This is a genomic window from Oceaniovalibus sp. ACAM 378, from assembly GCF_008085915.1.
In the GTDB taxonomy this organism is placed as follows: Bacteria; Pseudomonadota; Alphaproteobacteria; order Rhodobacterales; family Rhodobacteraceae; genus Oceaniglobus.
The window spans coordinates 155,056-169,240 of the sequence record NZ_VSJK01000010.1 but is presented as its reverse complement, the minus strand read 5'-3'; the positions used below and the strand labels follow the sequence as shown (position 1 = coordinate 169,240).

Sequence of the window (14,185 nt, the reverse complement as noted above, 5' to 3'; positions counted from 1 at the left end):
CTCAGCACCGGGCGCGTCGCGCAAAGCTGCGGGCCTCGGCGGGGGCGGTGCCCCACTGTGCCTGCGGTGTGCAAAGCGCGCGCCAGTCGATGCCGGGATGATCGCGCGCCATCAGGTCGGGCAGGGGGGTGCCGCTGCCTTGGGTTTCGGCGCAGAGCGCTTTCAGCACCGCTTGCGCCTCGGGCCGGGGCAGCTGGTCTGACAGGGCAAAGCTCAGCGCCTCGGCCCAGATCAACCCGCTGCCATCGTCGATGTGGCGGGCCATGTTGGGTATGTCGGGGCTGATGCTGGCGGTCAGGGTGCGGGCCAGCGCGGTGGCACGGCCCATGGCCATGCACAGGGTCGGCAAGGTCAGCCATTCGGTGAACCAGGGCGCGCCATCGCGTTGTTGCGCGTGAACCTGCGCGGCCTGCATGCCGGTGTTCAGCACCGCGCAGTGGGACGCCAGCGCGATCAGCAGTTCGGGGTCCACCGGGTTCTGTTTCTGCGGCATGGTCGAGGATCCGCCGGTGCGGCCCAGCGTGATTTCGCGCCGCTCCGATTGCGTCATCAGCGACAGATCACGCCCCATCTTGCCAAATGTGCCGGTGACCAGCGTGATCCAGCCCGACAGTTCGGCCATTGTGTCGCGCATGGTGTGACGGCTTTCGCCCGGGTCGGCCAGCCCGAGATCCTCGGCCAGCGCGGCGCGCAGAGCAGCCGGATCGTCGCCAAGGGCCGAACTGGTGCCCGCCGCGCCCGACAGCGACACCGCGAGAAGACGCGGGCGCATCTCCTCCAGTCGTTCCAGATGACGCAGCAGCGGCGCACCCCAGGCCGCCACCACCGCGCCAAAAGTGGTCGGGCTGGCGACCTGCCCCCAGGTGCGCCCGGCCATCGGTGTTTCGGCGTGGCTCTCTGCCAGCGCGGCAAGGGCTGCAAGGATGGCGCGCAGCCGCTCTTCCCACAGGGTCAGCATCTGGCGCAGGCGCAGAGCCAGCGCGGTATCGATGATATCCTGACTTGTGGCGCCCCAATGGGCGTATCGGGCATAATCGGGCGCCTGCATCGCCTTGCGGAAGGCGGCGACCAGAGCCGGGACCGGCACGCCACTTCGCCCGGTTTCGGCAGCCAGCGCGGCAGGATCGATCTGCACCTCCATGGCGGAACGGGCGATAAAGGCAGCGGCGGTGTCGGGGATCAGCCCCGCAGCGCCCTGCACCCGTGCAAGGGCCCCTTCGACCAACAGCATCGCGCGCACCTCGGCACTGTCCGAGATCAGCCGGGAGGTGCCGGCATCATGCAACAGATCGCGGTACATTGCGCTGTCAAAGGGACTGGCGGGCATTGGGCATCCTTATATTCCGTTCGGGGGATTTTCGGGGGATTGTTGTGCGGATCAACGTATCAAAGGCGCCGGACGAGCGCGAGAGCGCGGTTGGCAGTCGGCCAGACGCGGTTCCCGGGGCAAGGCTGGATGCCTCCGGCGGGAGTATTTGGGCAAAGAAGAAACCGCGGGTCAGCAATGGCCGATCCGGGTGAGGAAGGTGGTGAGAACGGCGGCGAACTCTTCGGGTTTTTCGACGCAGGGCAGGTGGCCCGCGCCCCGGATCAGGTGGAAGTCGCTGCTGTGAATCAGAGCGGCGGTTTCGCGCACCAGATCGGGCGGCGTCGATCCGTCTTCGCTGCCGGCGATGGCGAGGGTCGGGAGTTGCAGCGTTGATGTGGTGGCGATGAAATCGGTGCCCGAGATCGCCGCGGAACAGCCCACGTATCCGGCGGCGGGGGTGCGGGTCAGCATGTTGCGCCACTGGACCAGATCGGGTGTGTCGCGGAAAGCGCGGGAGAACCACCGCTCCATCACCGCGTTGGCCAGTGATTCGATGCCGCCCTGTTCGACGGCTGTGATGCGGTCGGCCCAGATGGCGGGCGTGCCGATCTTTGCCCCGGTGTTGGAAATTACCATGGCGCGGACGAGATCCAGACGCTTGGCCGTCAGCCCCTGGGCGATCATGCCCCCGATGGACAGGCCGACAAAGACACAATCGCGGACGTCCAGATGGTCAAGCAGGCGTTCGGCGTCGGTGACCAGCTGGCCCATGGAATAGGGGGCGGGCGGGCAGTCGGTCAGTCCGTGACCGCGCATATCGTACCGGATCAGTTTTAGCCCCTCGGGCAGCAGCGGCAGGATCGCATCCCAGAGGCGCATGTCGGTGCCGAGCGAATTGGCAAACACCACGGGCAAACCGTCGGGCGGACCGTCGATGCGATAGTGGACGTTCAGACCGGGCAGGGGGGCAATGGGCATGGCGGGCTCCGAAAATGGCGGTTGGCCCGAGTTTGGACGCGATCCGCCCTGCGGCGCAAGAGTGGTTCAGGTCGACAGCACCAGCGTGCCCAGCAAAACGAAGGCGCCCCCGGCCAGCTGGCGCGGCGACACCCCGTCGCCCAGCAGCCAGGCGACACCCAGCACCGCCAGCGACTCCAGCGCCAGGATCATCACATAGGTCACCCCCAGGGCGAGCCGACGCAGGGCGAGGATCTCGGCCAGGACCGCCGCGCCGAGGAGCAGCGCGACCAGTCCGATCAATGGCACGCTGGCCGCCTGTGATGTGAGTTTCATTGCGATTTTGGCAGCGGCATAGGCGAGGGCAGACAGGATCACCAGAATCAGCGGTCTTTCCAGCAGCAGTGTCACGGCTCGGTCCCCCTGGGATGCACCCTTGATATGGTGCGCCCTGGGGGGCGAACCGCCAAGGCGGGAATTCCTTACCGCTGGTCAGGCAAAACGATCCAGTGCCATGGCGAAGACGGCAGCATCCACATTGCCCCCCGACGCGACGGCGATCACCGCGTCGCCTGTTACATCGGCGGGGCGGAACAGGGCTGCGGCCAATGCCACCGCGCCGCCGGGTTCCAACACCAGTTTCAGCCGGGAAAACGCCAGTGCCATGGCGTGCAGCGCCTGATCGTCGGATACGGTCAGGCCGGGACCGCAGAGGCCGGCCATGATCGGAAAGGTCATGTCGCCCGGTTGCGGCGTGACGATGGCGTCGCACAGTGACCCGGTGGTGCGCTGGTTCCTCTGGATCGTTCCGGTGGCCAGCGACCGGGCGACATCGTCGAAACCTTCGGGCTCGACCGGACGGGGGCGCAGGCCCGGCGCGCGGGCCTCAAGCGCCAGCGCGATCCCCGAGGTCAGGCCGCCTCCGCCGCAGCAAACCAGCACATCGGCGGTGTCGATTCCCACCTCGGCTGCCTGCGCGGCGATTTCCAGACCGCAGGTGCCCTGACCGGCGATCACGTATGGATTGTCGAACGGTTTGATCAGGGTCAGGCCGCGTTCCGATGCCATCCGCGTGCCGATGGCGTCGCGGTCTTCGGTCGCCCGGTCGTATGTCACGACTTCGGCCCCCAATGCCTTTGTGTTTTCGATCTTCATCACCGGTGCGTCGGCGGGCATGATGATGACAGCCGGGATGCCGTGTTCGCGGGCCGCCCGTGCGACGCCCTGTGCATGGTTGCCGCTGGAATATGCGATGACGCCCTTTGCCCGCTGTTCGGGTGACAGTGCGGAAACGGCAGACCAGCCGCCACGCGCCTTGAAGCTGCCGGTATGTTGCAGGCATTCGGCCTTTACGAACACCCGCCGTCCCGCGATGTCGTCCAGAAACGGCGAGGACAGCAGGGGGGTGAGGCGGATGTGGCCCTGTGCCCGTTTCGCGGCGTCGGCAATCATCTCGATGTTCATAGTCGGGTAATCCATCTGTGCAGGGCGTTTACCGCCTGTGGTTCGTCCAAAAACGGTATATGACCGCGATCGGGGACGGTGGCCATGATCATGTCGGGGCGGCGGTCCTGCATCTTTCGCGCCGTTTCGGCGGTCAGCAGGTCGGAATTCTCTCCGCGGATCAGCGCCAGCGGCAGATCGGCCATGGCATCGAACAACGGCCACATATCGACCGGGGGTTGATCCGAAGCCGCTTTGAACGCCTGAGCCAGCGCGGGATCATAGTTGATGGTCAGACCCGAGGCTGTCTCGACATAGTGTTTCGCGGCTTCTTCGGCCCAGCGGCTGGCGGGTACATTCGCAAAGCCGGTCATCCGACTGTGCAGCAGCGCCGCCGCCTGTTCCCGGGTTTTTGCCGTCGGATTACGCCCCAAATACCCCTGAATCACATCCAGTCCCACCTGCGACAATTCTGGCCCGACGTCGTTCAGCGCGATTCCGGTCAGGCGATGTTTCGCGGTTGCGGCCAGAATCAGGGCAATCAGCCCGCCCCGCGAGGTGCCAATGATTGCGGCCTTTTCAAGCTCCAGATGATCGAGCAGGGCCAGCGCATCCTGCGCCTCCGTCGGGATGGTATAGGTCTGCCAATCGGCCCATTGCGACTGGCCACGGCCACGATAATCTAGTGTGATCAGGCGGGTACCCGGCAGATGCGGCGCGAGATAGCCGAAGTCGCTGCCATTGCGGGTCAGCCCGGCCAGACACAGGATGGGTGTGTCGGTGGGGTTATCAGTGGGACCCGTGTCGGTGAAATACAGCGATGTGCCGTCCGGCGCGGAAAAATGCGGCATCAGATCAGATCCGGGATTTCGGAAAGGTCGGTCAGGATGTGCTGCGGCCGCCCAGGGAGCCGGTCGACAGGGTCGCCGGCGCGGTTCACCCATGCGGTGGTGAACCCATACTGCGCCGCCGAACAGGCATCCCAGCCGTTGGAGGACACGAACAGCACTTCGGATTTTGCACAGCCGAACCGCTCTGCGACCAGATCATAGACCCGGGCGTGGGGCTTGAACACGCCGACCGATTGCACGGACAGAGTATCGTCAAGCAGTTCGCCCAGATTGGCCGAATCGACAGCACCCTTCAGCATATCGGGCGATCCGTTGGACAGGATTGCAGTTGCCAGCCCGCGCTGTTTCAGCGCTGCGAGCGTCTCTGGTACCTCGGGGAAGGCCGCCAGTTCCCAGTACAGTGCCAGCAATCGCTCGCGCAGTGCGGGGTCACTCAGGCCCGACGCCTCCATCGCCCAGTCCAGCCCCTCCTGCGTGACCTGCCAGAAATCGCAGTGATCGCCGGTGATCGCGCGCAGCCATGTGTATTGCAGCTGTTTAGCGCGCCAATCGGCGGCCAGACGCGGCCAGTGGTCGCGCAGGGCCTCTTGTCCGGGTTCAGCGGCGGCTTGCCGGGCCGCTGCGGTCACGTCGAACAGGGTGCCATAGGCGTCAAAAATGCAGGTGGTAATCGGCATAGGGCCTCCGTTGATTCAACGCATCGTGACACAGGGGCACGCCGGGGGAAAGATCTGCGGGTTTACATCCGGTGCCATGTTTGAAAGGTTCATACGCGAAATCGACGCGCCGAACCCTCGGCGCGTTTTTGTTTTATGCGAAAGGAACCATCATGGCCGAAGCAAAATCAGGCGACACGATCAAGATGCATTATACCGGTTCGCTGGAGGACGGAACAGTGTTCGACAGTTCCGAAGGTCGCGATCCGCTGGAATTCGAATTGGGCTCGGGACAGATCATTCCGGGGCTGGATTCGGCATTGGCAGGTATGGGCAAGGGCGAAGAAAAAACCGTGACGATCCCCTGCGATCAGGCCTACGGTGCCCATGATCCGGCACGGATTCAGTCGGTTCCGCGCGAACAGTTCCCCGATCACATCCCGGCCGAGGTCGGTACCCAGCTGCAGGTCCAAACCCCCGATGGTCAGGCGATGCCAGTGGTGATCGCCGATGTGAGCGACACCGAGGTGACTTTGGACGCCAATCACCCGCTGGCCGGTCGCGATCTGACCTTTGCGGTGGAAATCGTCGAGATTTCCTGACGGTTCACCGGTTTTCCCGACCGACCCCAGCGTGGCTTGCGAAAGCCTGAACCGGGCAAGACCCGGTACGCACACCGGGGTCGGTCGGTGATAAATTTGCATGGCGCATCCGGCAGGCGGCGCCCTGTGCTGCGTTACCGGGCCATCCACCCGCCATCGACGCTCAGCACCGTTCCGTGGATATATTTGGCGGCGGGTGCGCAGAGAAATACGGCAGTTTCGGCAATATCGTCAGGCTGGCCCCAGTGGCCCGCCGGGATCCGGTCGAGAATCGCCTTGTGACGCACGGGATCGGCGCGCAGGTCGGCGGTGTTGTTGGTTTCGATATATCCGGGCGCGATGGCGTTCACCCCGATCCCCTTGCCCGCCCATTCATTGGCCAGCAGTTTCGTAAGCCCGGCAACCCCGTGTTTCGCGGCGGTATAGGATGGCACCCGGATGCCCCCTTGAAACGATAGAAGGGATGCGATGTTGACGATCCGCCCCTCACCCTTGCGGGCCAGAACCGCGCGGGCAAAGGCCTGAGCGGTAAAGAACACCGCCTTCAGGTTCACATCCATCACATCATCCCAGTCAGCTTCGGTAAAATCGATACTGTCGGCGCGGCGGATGATCCCTGCGTTGTTGATCAGCAGGTCGATTGGACGGTCGGAAAACACCCCGCTTGCCGCCATCGGATCGGCCAGATCCAGTTTCAACACTTCGGCGCTTTCGATCTGCGTTGCGGTATCGCTGCAATCCGAGCGGCCGGCGCAGATCACATGCGCCCCGGCCCGACCCATGGCAAATGCAATCGCCTGACCGATGCCGGTGTTCGCGCCGGTCACCAGAGCCGTCTTGCCCGTCAGAGAAAAAGGATTCATCACGAGGGTCTCCATTGTCGTTGCAACAGGCGGAAACGATCTTTGCATCCACCACCGTCAGGCGAGGGTACAGCGCCCGGCGCGGCGGTCGCAAGAACCTGTTTGTCGGTCTGTATCAGGCGCCGATCGCGGGCAGGATGACAGCCGAAAACAGCGCATGTTACGTTTTGAGATGGCCGTCGACAGGGCCGCGAAACGCCTGAGCATCGACGATCTGCGCATCCACCGCGATCAACAGGCTGTTCGACTGTGCAATTTCGCGCCCAAGCGTAAGGCATCGTCAAAACGACTGCCCCGCGCGGACAATGACCCCGGCAGCGAAACGCCAAGACCGGCGGTCAGCCCGGCCAACACGCAACGGCGCCCCACCCAATTGGGCCGGGCGCCATGGGATCAGAGGTTGTCGGGCTGCGGCATGCCCAGAACGTGATACCCGCCGTCAACGCGGATTATTTCGCCCGTCGTGCAGGCCCCGGCATCCGAGGCGAGGTAAACCGCTGTGCCGCCCACCGCCTCCAGCGTCGCATTGGCACGCAGGGGGGCGTTGGCGTCGGTATGTTTGAAGGTCTTGCGCGCCCCGCCGATGGCCGCGCCAGCCAGCGTTTTCATCGGGCCGGGCGAGATCGCGTTGACCCGGATTCCGTCCGGACCCAGATCGTTGGCCAGATAGCGGACCGAGGATTCCAGCGCCGCCTTCGCCACGCCCATCACGTTGTAAAACGGCGTGACCCGGTTGGAGCCCTGATAGGTCAGCGTCAAAAGTGTGCCGCCTTCGGGCATAAGCTCGGCCGCGCGGCGCGACACGTCGATAAAGCTGAAACAGCTGATCGCCAGAGATTGCGCGAAGTTGGCGCGCGAGGTGTTGATGAACCGGCCCGTCAGCTCGGCCTTGTCGGAGAACGCGATGGCATGGACCAGAAAATCGATCGTGCCCCATTCGGCCTTGACCTGCGCGAAAGCAGCATCAAGCGAGGCATCATCGGTCACATCCACATCGACCAGCAGGCTGCTGCCCACGGATGCGGCCAAAGGCTCGACACGTTTGCCAAAGGCCTCGCCCTGATAGGTGAAGGCCAGTTCGGCCCCCGCACCGGCCATGGCCTTTGCTATTCCCCAGGCGATCGAGCGTTCGTTTGCGACGCCCATGATCACGCCGCGTTTGCCCTGCATCTGCCCGTTCATGTCCATCACCCGCGATATTTCGACAAAAGCATCGATCCGTTGGTTCCGCCAAAGCCGAAACTGTTGGTCATCACCGTATCAAGTCCGGCCTCGGTCACCAGCTCGGTCGCGATTTCGTCAGGCGAGAGGGCCGGGTCGAGCGTTTCGACGTTGATGGACGGCGCGATGAAATCGTCGCGCAGCATCAGCAGGCAAAAGATCGATTCCAGCGCGCCCGCCGCACCCTGAGCATGGCCGGTCATCGATTTGGTGGATGACACCGGCGGCGTGCTGCCCTGACCGAAGACCCGGCGCACGGCCTCGATCTCGCCTATGTCACCGACGGGGGTGCTGGTGCCATGGGCGTTGATATAGCCCACCTTGCGGTCTTCGGGCAGGGTGGACAGGGCGATGCGCATGGCGCGTTCGCCGCCTTCGCCTGACGGTGCCACCATGTCGTGTCCGTCAGATGTGGCGGCATATCCCGTCACCTCGGCATAGATCTTTGCGCCGCGGGCAAGGGCGTGATCCAATTCCTCAAGCACGACGATTCCGCCGCCGCCCGAGATGACGAATCCGTCGCGTGTGGCATCGAAGGCGCGGGAGGCGGTGGCGGGGGTGTCGTTGTACTTGCTGCTCATCGCGCCCATGGCATCGAACAGGCAGGACAGCGTCCAGTCCAGTTCTTCACCGCCCCCGGCGAACATCACGTCCTGCTTGCCCATCATGATCTGTTCGGCTGCATTGCCGATACAGTGCAGCGAGGTCGAACAGGCCGAGGTGATCGAATAGTTAATGCCCTTGATCTTGAAGGCCGTCGAAAGGTTGGCCGAAATCGTCGACGACATGCATTTGGGCACCGCGAACGGGCCGATCCGCTTGGTCGCGCCGGTTTTCAGCACGGTTTGGTGGGCGGCAAACATCGCGCTTGTCGATGGCCCGCCTGACCCGGCAATCAGCCCGGTGCGGGGATTGACGATGTCGCTTTCCTCAAGCCCCGAATCCGCGATGGCCTGTGACATCGCGATATGGGCATAGGCGGCGCCCGGCCCCATGAAACGCAACGCGCGCTTTTCCACGTGATCGGCCACATCAATCTTCAGCGTGCCAGCGATCTGGCTGCGAAAGCCGTGTTCGGCCATTTCGGGGCTGGCGACGATGCCAGACCGGCCCGTCTTGAGTGACTGGAGGACTTTATCCACATCGTTGCCGATGGATGAGACGATTCCGAGTCCGGTAACGACGACGCGGCGCATAGCAGTTCCTTCAGGTCTGGTCAGCGGTGGCAAGCCCCACCTTCATGTCCTTGACGACATAAATCTCTTCGCCATCCGCCACAACCCGCCCGTCGGCGACGCCCAATTTCAACCGCCGGTCGATGACGCGGGTGAAATCGACGAAATAGGTCAGCATTTTACGATCTGGGCGGACCATGCCGGTCAGCTTTACCTCGCCCACGCCCAGCGCCATGCCCTGTCCCTGCCAGCCGCGCCAGCCAAGGTTGAACCCGGTCAGCTGCCATAGCCCGTCAAGGCCAAGGCAGCCGGGCATGATCGGATTGCCCGGGAAATGGCAGTCAAAGAACCAGAGGTCGGGTGTAATGTCGAATTCGGCGACCACGTGACCCTTGCCGTGAGATCCGCCATCGGCAGAGATGTCGGTGATCCGATCCATCATCAGCATCGGCGGCATCGGCAGTTGGGCATTGCCCGGCCCGAACAGTTCGCCCTGTGCGCAGCGGATCAGATCGTCCTTGTCGAATGTTGTCGGATAACCGGCCATGTCGCCCCCTTGGATGTCTTTTTCCGCGCTTACCATCGCGGCTTGCGGCCTGTCCAGTCTGCACCACCTATCCGCATCTTGTCGGTCTGCGAGCGATTTGCAATTGAAACGATGGGGTGCGAGACGTTATATGTTGTATGCCTGCTCGTAAAAAGGTTCAAAATGACGCCCGATGCATTCACCCGTGGTACCGACTGGCTGGCCGCAGCCGACCTGCGCCCGACGCGGCAGCGCCTGTCCCTTGCGGCATTGCTGGTGGGTGACGGCCAGAACCGCCATGTGACCGCCGAAAGCCTGTTCGCGCTGGCCTCGGACGCGGGCGAAGCCGTGTCGCTGGCCACTGTCTATAATACCCTGCGCGCCTTCTGCGAGGCGGGCCTGATGCAGGAAGTGACAGTGGACGGGTCGAAATCCTATTTCGACACCCGCATGGACGACCACCCGCATTTTTACTGGGAAGACACCGGTCGCCTGACCGATGCCCCCGCCGACCAAATGGAAATCATCGGCCTGCCCGCCGCCCCCGAAGGCACCGAGATTGTGAAGATCGACGTGGTCATCCGCGTTCGTCGCGGCTGAGATCAGTTTCTTTTTCAGGTTTCGCTACGCATCACTCGGCATTCGGGGATCACCATTCAGGATAGGCTGGTCGCTTAGTTGCCAAGACGAAGATCATTGCCTTCGATTTGACTGCGGAATCGGCAAGCTGCCGCTGAGCCGTATTCAGCCGCTCAAAACCACTGCCCCGGCTCCATCAACCCGAGATCCAGCAATTGCTGCGATTCCCACCGGAAGGGGACGGAATTGCGCCAGCGGAATGTTTCGATCTCGCTTCGGCTGCCCGGGTTGACGCGCAGGGCCTTGGCGGTACGGAACGAACAGATTGTCGCCGTCAGGTTGTGGTGCCATTTACAGGCAAAAGTGTTGTATTCCGGATCGTTGAACGTGTGATCGGCGCGCAGTTCCAGCCCGGTGCGTGCGCGAAACAGGCCGATCCGGTCGATCCGGCGCTTTTTCCACGGCACGTGTTCCTCGTACCGCCAGCGCAATCCGCCAAAGAAATCGAGCTGCCGCTCGAGTGGGGCGGGGGAGCCGGACGGGCCACCGCGCGACTGGGCGTAATAGCCAGATTTGTCGAGCCAAGCGTCACTCAGAGAAACCGCATCCGGTGCGGCGTCAAGATCGCCGGCGTAAAGATCGATTACATAGGTCAGCATGGCGTCGCGCCGCTCTTCGGTCTGGAAGGTCAGCATTTCGGCCACGTTGCGTGACGCGCCAAAGGGATGGAACAGGTATTCGGCGTTAAAGCAGTAATACATCCACAGGTCAGGCCCCATGGCGATCACCGTGTTGACTGCGCTGACAAAGGCATCAGGCGCCTTTGTGTTATAATCGATCCGGTGAACAACGCCGTCCAGCGCCGGGTTGACCGCGACCTGGGGCAGGGCGAACAGGACGACAGTGGTGAAACCGGCGTCCAGATGGTGGCGCAGGGTGCTGTCGATTTCCACCGCGTCTTCGGCCAGAACGATGGCCACCGGGCCTTTTCCAAGGGCGGCCCGCCCGTGGGCGGTAAAATGGCTGATCGAGGCGTGGCGCATGGCGGTCTTTCTGTCGGATCGGGGTTAACGTCTGACAAACCGCGCCGGGAATGCAAGAGGCTCACGGGCTGCTGCGTGGCAAATATCAGCACCCGCACGGCGCAGCGCGAATATTGGCCAGATAATGCAAGGGGAGGCGCGTTGCAGCGCGCGGGGCGATGGGATAACAGGCCGCAACACAGGAAGGACGCGCACCATGGGCGATGCGAAGAAGCTGTTCATCAAGACATACGGTTGTCAGATGAACGTCTATGACAGCGAGCGGATGGCCGAAAGCCTGATCTCGCAGGGCTATGTCACGACTGACCGGGCCGATGACGCGGATATGATCCTGCTGAACACCTGCCATATCCGCGAAAAAGCGGCGGAGAAAGTGTATCACGAGCTGGGCCGTCTGCGTCCGCTCAAGACTGCAAAACCCGATCTGAAAATCGGCGTCACCGGCTGCGTCGCACAGGCCGAAGGCGCCGAGATCATGACCCGCGCACCGATGGTCGATCTGGTGGTCGGGCCGCAAAGTTATCATCGCCTGCCCGGAATGACCGATGCTCTGGCCCGGGGCGAACGGGTGCTCGACACTGATTTTCCCGAGGAAGACAAGTTCAACCATCTGGGGGCCCGCCCGAAAGCCGCCCGTGCGCCCACCGCATTTCTCACCGTGCAAGAGGGGTGCGACAAGTTCTGCGCCTTCTGCGTCGTCCCCTATACCCGCGGATCCGAGGTCAGCCGTCCGGCTGACCGTGTGCTGGACGAGGCGCGCGATCTGGTCGAACGGGGGGTGCGCGAAATTGCCCTTCTGGGGCAGAACGTCAACGCCTATCACGGGCACTACGGCGGGTTGGCCGGGCTGATCGGCGACCTGGCAAAGATCGACGGGCTGTTGCGAATTCGCTATACCACCAGCCACCCGAATGACATGGACGATGCGCTGATCGCGGCCCATGGCGAGTGTGACAAGCTGATGCCATATCTGCATCTGCCGGTGCAATCGGGCAGCGACCGGGTGCTGAAGGCGATGAACCGCAAACACACGGCGGACCACTATCTGCGGCTGATCGAACGGATTCGCGCGGCGCGTCCCGACATTCTGATTTCGGGCGATTTCATCACCGGTTTTCCGGGTGAGGAAGAACAGGATTTCGAGGATACTCTGGCGCTGGTCCGGGCCGTGGAATACGGCCAGTGCTATAGCTTCCGCTATTCACCGCGTCCGGGCACCCCTGCCGCCGAGCGCGGTCAGGTGGACGAGGCTGTATCGATGGATCGCCTGCACCGGTTGCAATCGCTTCTGACCGAACAGCAGCGCCGTGCGCAGGATGCCATGGTCGGGCAGACGGTCGGCGTGCTGTTCGAGAAACCGGGCCGTGAGCCGGGGCAGATGGGTGGTAAATCCGACCACCTGCATGCTGTGCATGTGATGGGCGAGGTGCCGGTCGGCGAAATGCGCCCGGTCCGGATCACCGAAAGCCTGACAAACTCGCTGGGCGGCGTTCTGGTCTGATTTCGGCAGGATGACGCCCCGGAAAACGAAAACGGCGGCCCATGGGACCGCCGCTTTCCGTCGATTTACCGAAGATCAGCCGCGTGGCGCCTGACGGATCACCTGCTGCACTTCGGCGATCATGTTCTGGAGATTGCCGACAAGGTTCTGATCCCGGCAGATCCGGGTGCCAAGCGCGTTCGCCGTCGCCGGTGAATAGCCCGCGCCGACCAGGCTGTCATAGAACGCCGGGTTCGGACGATCCCAGATCACCTCTTTCCAAGGCCCGCGATAGCAGCTGACAACGATGGTCACATTGCTGATCGTATAGGTGCCATAGGCATGTTTGTGTTTCCGGTCATGTGCCGAAGCTGTTGTTGCCACTGCAGCGATCATCGCCGCGACCAAAAGTATCTTCTTCATCCCCACTCCAAGCTAGTGTTCGCGCCCGCCGCAACGGGCCATCCCCAACCGCCGGGGCAAAATAACCCCGACATCGCATCAGGCACCCGTTTCTCGGGGCGGGCGTTTTGCCCGGCGCTGGCTGACGGAAATGCCGTTCGCCTTAGTTTCGCCGCCAGTTCTTCGCAAGTTATCGGAAAATGCCTTCGTCTTGGCAATGATTCCCGCCCGTTAGCCCTGAACTGTCCCGAGTCCGGAAACGAAAGGGCGAAAGGGTTGCGATTGATGCCGGGGGCGGCATTGGTCGGCGCGCACAATTGTCGGGGGCGCTCTGGCGAAGTGTCCTTGCGGCGTGGTCCGGTGGAGTGCAAAACCCTCCACCCCGTTGAAAATGCTGCACAGAGCGGGCGTATTCGACCTTCACAACGCCGTGATTTTCGGTCAGGTTGAAAAAAAGTTGATGACCGGGGGATGCGCGGGCAATGCCACTTTGCCCGATGCACTGAATTTCGAAGGAGACGGGGAGTGTTAATTGTGAATTACGCCGCGCGGCTTGCGTTGGTCGCGGGACTGGCCGCATCTATGCTGATGCTGGGCGTCAGCGCGCCCGAAGCACAGCAGAGACGCGCCGTCGGCACGATCTGGATCGATCCGGATGGGTGTGAACACTGGGTCCGCGACGATGGCTGGGAAGGATACGCTTCCAACCGGCTTGATCGTATGGGCAAGCCGGTGTGCCATGCCGTCGAAACCTGTGCTGTGATGAACACCGATCAACTGTTCGCCACCGACAGCTATAAGATCCACCCGCAGGGCCGCGACCATCTGGCGGGGTTCTTTCGCAGCGCCGGTGCCCGCGCCTACAAGGTCATCGGCCACACAGACAGCCGCGCGTCCGACGCATATAACCTCCGCCTGTCCTATAACCGCGCAAATGCGGTGGCCCAAGTGGCCGCAGGTGTTGGTGCGCCGGTCCTTGACGTCAGCGGCTATGGCGAACGTCAGCCCAAGGCCAGCAACTCGACCGCTGCCGGCATGCAGGCCAACCGCCGCGTCGAAATCATCTGCATAAGGTAAC

At 63.1% G+C, this 14,185-nt stretch carries 16 protein-coding genes; 4 read left to right on the top strand and 12 right to left on the bottom strand.

Features of this window, described 5'->3' with window-relative positions:
* Nucleotide 1: 1 nt before the first annotated feature.
* The 6 genes from FQ320_RS15135 to FQ320_RS15110 all read right to left on the bottom strand — a co-directional run bounded on the left by FQ320_RS15135 (nt 2) and on the right by FQ320_RS15110 (nt 5,237).
* Nucleotides 2-1,327 carry a lyase family protein gene (locus tag FQ320_RS15135; RefSeq protein ID WP_148473709.1) on the bottom strand — a complete coding sequence of 442 codons (1,326 nt, stop codon included), beginning with the start codon at nt 1,325-1,327 and terminating at the stop codon, nt 2-4.
* Between the two features lie 171 nt (nt 1,328-1,498).
* Complete coding sequence (gene pcaD, locus FQ320_RS15130) at nt 1,499-2,287, bottom strand: 3-oxoadipate enol-lactonase (RefSeq protein WP_148473707.1); 789 nt, start codon at nt 2,285-2,287, stop codon at nt 1,499-1,501.
* Between the two features lie 66 nt (nt 2,288-2,353).
* Complete coding sequence (locus FQ320_RS15125; protein WP_148473705.1) at nt 2,354-2,677, bottom strand: 5-aminolevulinate synthase; 324 nt, start codon at nt 2,675-2,677, stop codon at nt 2,354-2,356.
* Nucleotides 2,678-2,758: 81 nt separating this feature from the next.
* Nucleotides 2,759-3,730 (bottom strand): threonine/serine dehydratase, encoded by a 972-nt coding sequence (locus tag FQ320_RS15120; RefSeq protein WP_148473703.1) that lies wholly within the window; start codon nt 3,728-3,730, stop codon nt 2,759-2,761.
* The gene (locus FQ320_RS15115) at nt 3,727-4,560 is read right to left on the bottom strand and encodes an alpha/beta fold hydrolase (protein WP_148473702.1); all 834 of its coding nucleotides are present in this window, start codon (nt 4,558-4,560) and stop codon (nt 3,727-3,729) included. The genes FQ320_RS15120 and FQ320_RS15115 overlap by 4 nt, the downstream gene beginning before the upstream one ends.
* Complete coding sequence (locus FQ320_RS15110) at nt 4,560-5,237, bottom strand: haloacid dehalogenase type II (protein WP_148473700.1); 678 nt, start codon at nt 5,235-5,237, stop codon at nt 4,560-4,562. The genes FQ320_RS15115 and FQ320_RS15110 overlap by 1 nt, the downstream gene beginning before the upstream one ends.
* Nucleotides 5,238-5,389: 152 nt before the next feature.
* On the opposite strand from FQ320_RS15110, the gene FQ320_RS15105 reads away from it, so the two are divergent.
* A complete protein-coding gene (locus FQ320_RS15105) occupies nt 5,390-5,818 on the top strand; it encodes a peptidylprolyl isomerase (RefSeq protein WP_148473698.1) in 429 nt (142 codons plus the stop codon).
* Between the two features lie 134 nt (nt 5,819-5,952).
* Here the strand turns inward: FQ320_RS15105 and kduD are convergent, their stop codons facing one another.
* The 4 genes from kduD to fabA all read right to left on the bottom strand — a co-directional run bounded on the left by kduD (nt 5,953) and on the right by fabA (nt 9,624).
* Complete coding sequence (gene kduD / locus FQ320_RS15100; RefSeq protein ID WP_148473696.1) at nt 5,953-6,681, bottom strand: 2-dehydro-3-deoxy-D-gluconate 5-dehydrogenase KduD; 729 nt, start codon at nt 6,679-6,681, stop codon at nt 5,953-5,955.
* Between the two features lie 393 nt (nt 6,682-7,074).
* Complete coding sequence (locus FQ320_RS15095; protein ID WP_148473694.1) at nt 7,075-7,863, bottom strand: enoyl-ACP reductase; 789 nt, start codon at nt 7,861-7,863, stop codon at nt 7,075-7,077.
* A 5-nt stretch (nt 7,864-7,868) separates the two neighbouring features.
* Complete coding sequence (gene fabB, locus FQ320_RS15090; RefSeq protein ID WP_148473692.1) at nt 7,869-9,098, bottom strand: beta-ketoacyl-ACP synthase I; 1,230 nt, start codon at nt 9,096-9,098, stop codon at nt 7,869-7,871.
* Nucleotides 9,099-9,108: 10 nt separating this feature from the next.
* Nucleotides 9,109-9,624 carry a bifunctional 3-hydroxydecanoyl-ACP dehydratase/trans-2-decenoyl-ACP isomerase gene (fabA, locus tag FQ320_RS15085; RefSeq protein ID WP_148473690.1) on the bottom strand — a complete coding sequence of 172 codons (516 nt, stop codon included), beginning with the start codon at nt 9,622-9,624 and terminating at the stop codon, nt 9,109-9,111.
* A gap of 162 nt (nt 9,625-9,786) precedes the next feature.
* Between fabA and irr the strand changes: the two genes are divergently transcribed.
* Nucleotides 9,787-10,203 carry a Fur family transcriptional regulator Irr gene (gene irr / locus FQ320_RS15080; protein ID WP_148473688.1) on the top strand — a complete coding sequence of 139 codons (417 nt, stop codon included), beginning with the start codon at nt 9,787-9,789 and terminating at the stop codon, nt 10,201-10,203.
* A gap of 152 nt (nt 10,204-10,355) precedes the next feature.
* Here irr and FQ320_RS15075 read toward each other — a convergent pair whose 3' ends face one another.
* A complete protein-coding gene (locus FQ320_RS15075) occupies nt 10,356-11,225 on the bottom strand; it encodes a hypothetical protein (protein ID WP_148473686.1) in 870 nt (289 codons plus the stop codon).
* A 196-nt stretch (nt 11,226-11,421) separates the two neighbouring features.
* Between FQ320_RS15075 and miaB the strand changes: the two genes are divergently transcribed.
* On the top strand, nt 11,422-12,726 hold the full coding sequence (gene miaB, locus FQ320_RS15070) for a tRNA (N6-isopentenyl adenosine(37)-C2)-methylthiotransferase MiaB (RefSeq protein ID WP_148473684.1): 1,305 nt from the start codon (nt 11,422-11,424) through the stop codon (nt 12,724-12,726).
* A 75-nt stretch (nt 12,727-12,801) separates the two neighbouring features.
* On the opposite strand, the gene FQ320_RS15065 is transcribed toward miaB, so the two are convergent.
* Entirely contained in the window at nt 12,802-13,128 is a 327-nt protein-coding gene (locus FQ320_RS15065) for a hypothetical protein (RefSeq protein WP_148473682.1), read from the bottom strand.
* A 561-nt stretch (nt 13,129-13,689) separates the two neighbouring features.
* Between FQ320_RS15065 and FQ320_RS15060 the strand changes: the two genes are divergently transcribed.
* Nucleotides 13,690-14,184: an OmpA family protein gene (locus FQ320_RS15060; RefSeq protein ID WP_148473795.1), complete on the top strand. Its 495-nt coding sequence runs from the start codon at nt 13,690-13,692 to the stop codon at nt 14,182-14,184.
* Nucleotide 14,185 lies beyond the last annotated feature (1 nt).

Bases quoted from the DNA above. Each gene is read 5' to 3' on its own strand.
- FQ320_RS15135 (WP_148473709.1), bottom strand. From the start codon at position 1,327: ATGCCCGCCAGTCCCTTTGACAGCGCAATGTACCGCGATCTGTTGCAT.
- pcaD (WP_148473707.1), bottom strand. From the start codon at position 2,287: ATGCCCATTGCCCCCCTGCCCGGTCTGAACGTCCACTATCGCATCGAC.
- FQ320_RS15120 (WP_148473703.1), bottom strand. From the start codon at position 3,730: ATGAACATCGAGATGATTGCCGACGCCGCGAAACGGGCACAGGGCCAC.
- FQ320_RS15115 (WP_148473702.1), bottom strand. From the start codon at position 4,560: ATGCCGCATTTTTCCGCGCCGGACGGCACATCGCTGTATTTCACCGAC.
- FQ320_RS15110 (WP_148473700.1), bottom strand. From the start codon at position 5,237: ATGCCGATTACCACCTGCATTTTTGACGCCTATGGCACCCTGTTCGAC.
- FQ320_RS15105 (WP_148473698.1), top strand. From the start codon at position 5,390: ATGGCCGAAGCAAAATCAGGCGACACGATCAAGATGCATTATACCGGT.
- kduD (WP_148473696.1), bottom strand. From the start codon at position 6,681: ATGAATCCTTTTTCTCTGACGGGCAAGACGGCTCTGGTGACCGGCGCG.
- FQ320_RS15095 (WP_148473694.1), bottom strand. From the start codon at position 7,863: ATGAACGGGCAGATGCAGGGCAAACGCGGCGTGATCATGGGCGTCGCA.
- fabB (WP_148473692.1), bottom strand. From the start codon at position 9,098: ATGCGCCGCGTCGTCGTTACCGGACTCGGAATCGTCTCATCCATCGGC.
- fabA (WP_148473690.1), bottom strand. From the start codon at position 9,624: ATGGCCGGTTATCCGACAACATTCGACAAGGACGATCTGATCCGCTGC.
- irr (WP_148473688.1), top strand. From the start codon at position 9,787: ATGACGCCCGATGCATTCACCCGTGGTACCGACTGGCTGGCCGCAGCC.
- FQ320_RS15075 (WP_148473686.1), bottom strand. From the start codon at position 11,225: ATGCGCCACGCCTCGATCAGCCATTTTACCGCCCACGGGCGGGCCGCC.
- miaB (WP_148473684.1), top strand. From the start codon at position 11,422: ATGGGCGATGCGAAGAAGCTGTTCATCAAGACATACGGTTGTCAGATG.
- FQ320_RS15065 (WP_148473682.1), bottom strand. From the start codon at position 13,128: ATGAAGAAGATACTTTTGGTCGCGGCGATGATCGCTGCAGTGGCAACA.
- FQ320_RS15060 (WP_148473795.1), top strand. From the start codon at position 13,690: ATGCTGATGCTGGGCGTCAGCGCGCCCGAAGCACAGCAGAGACGCGCC.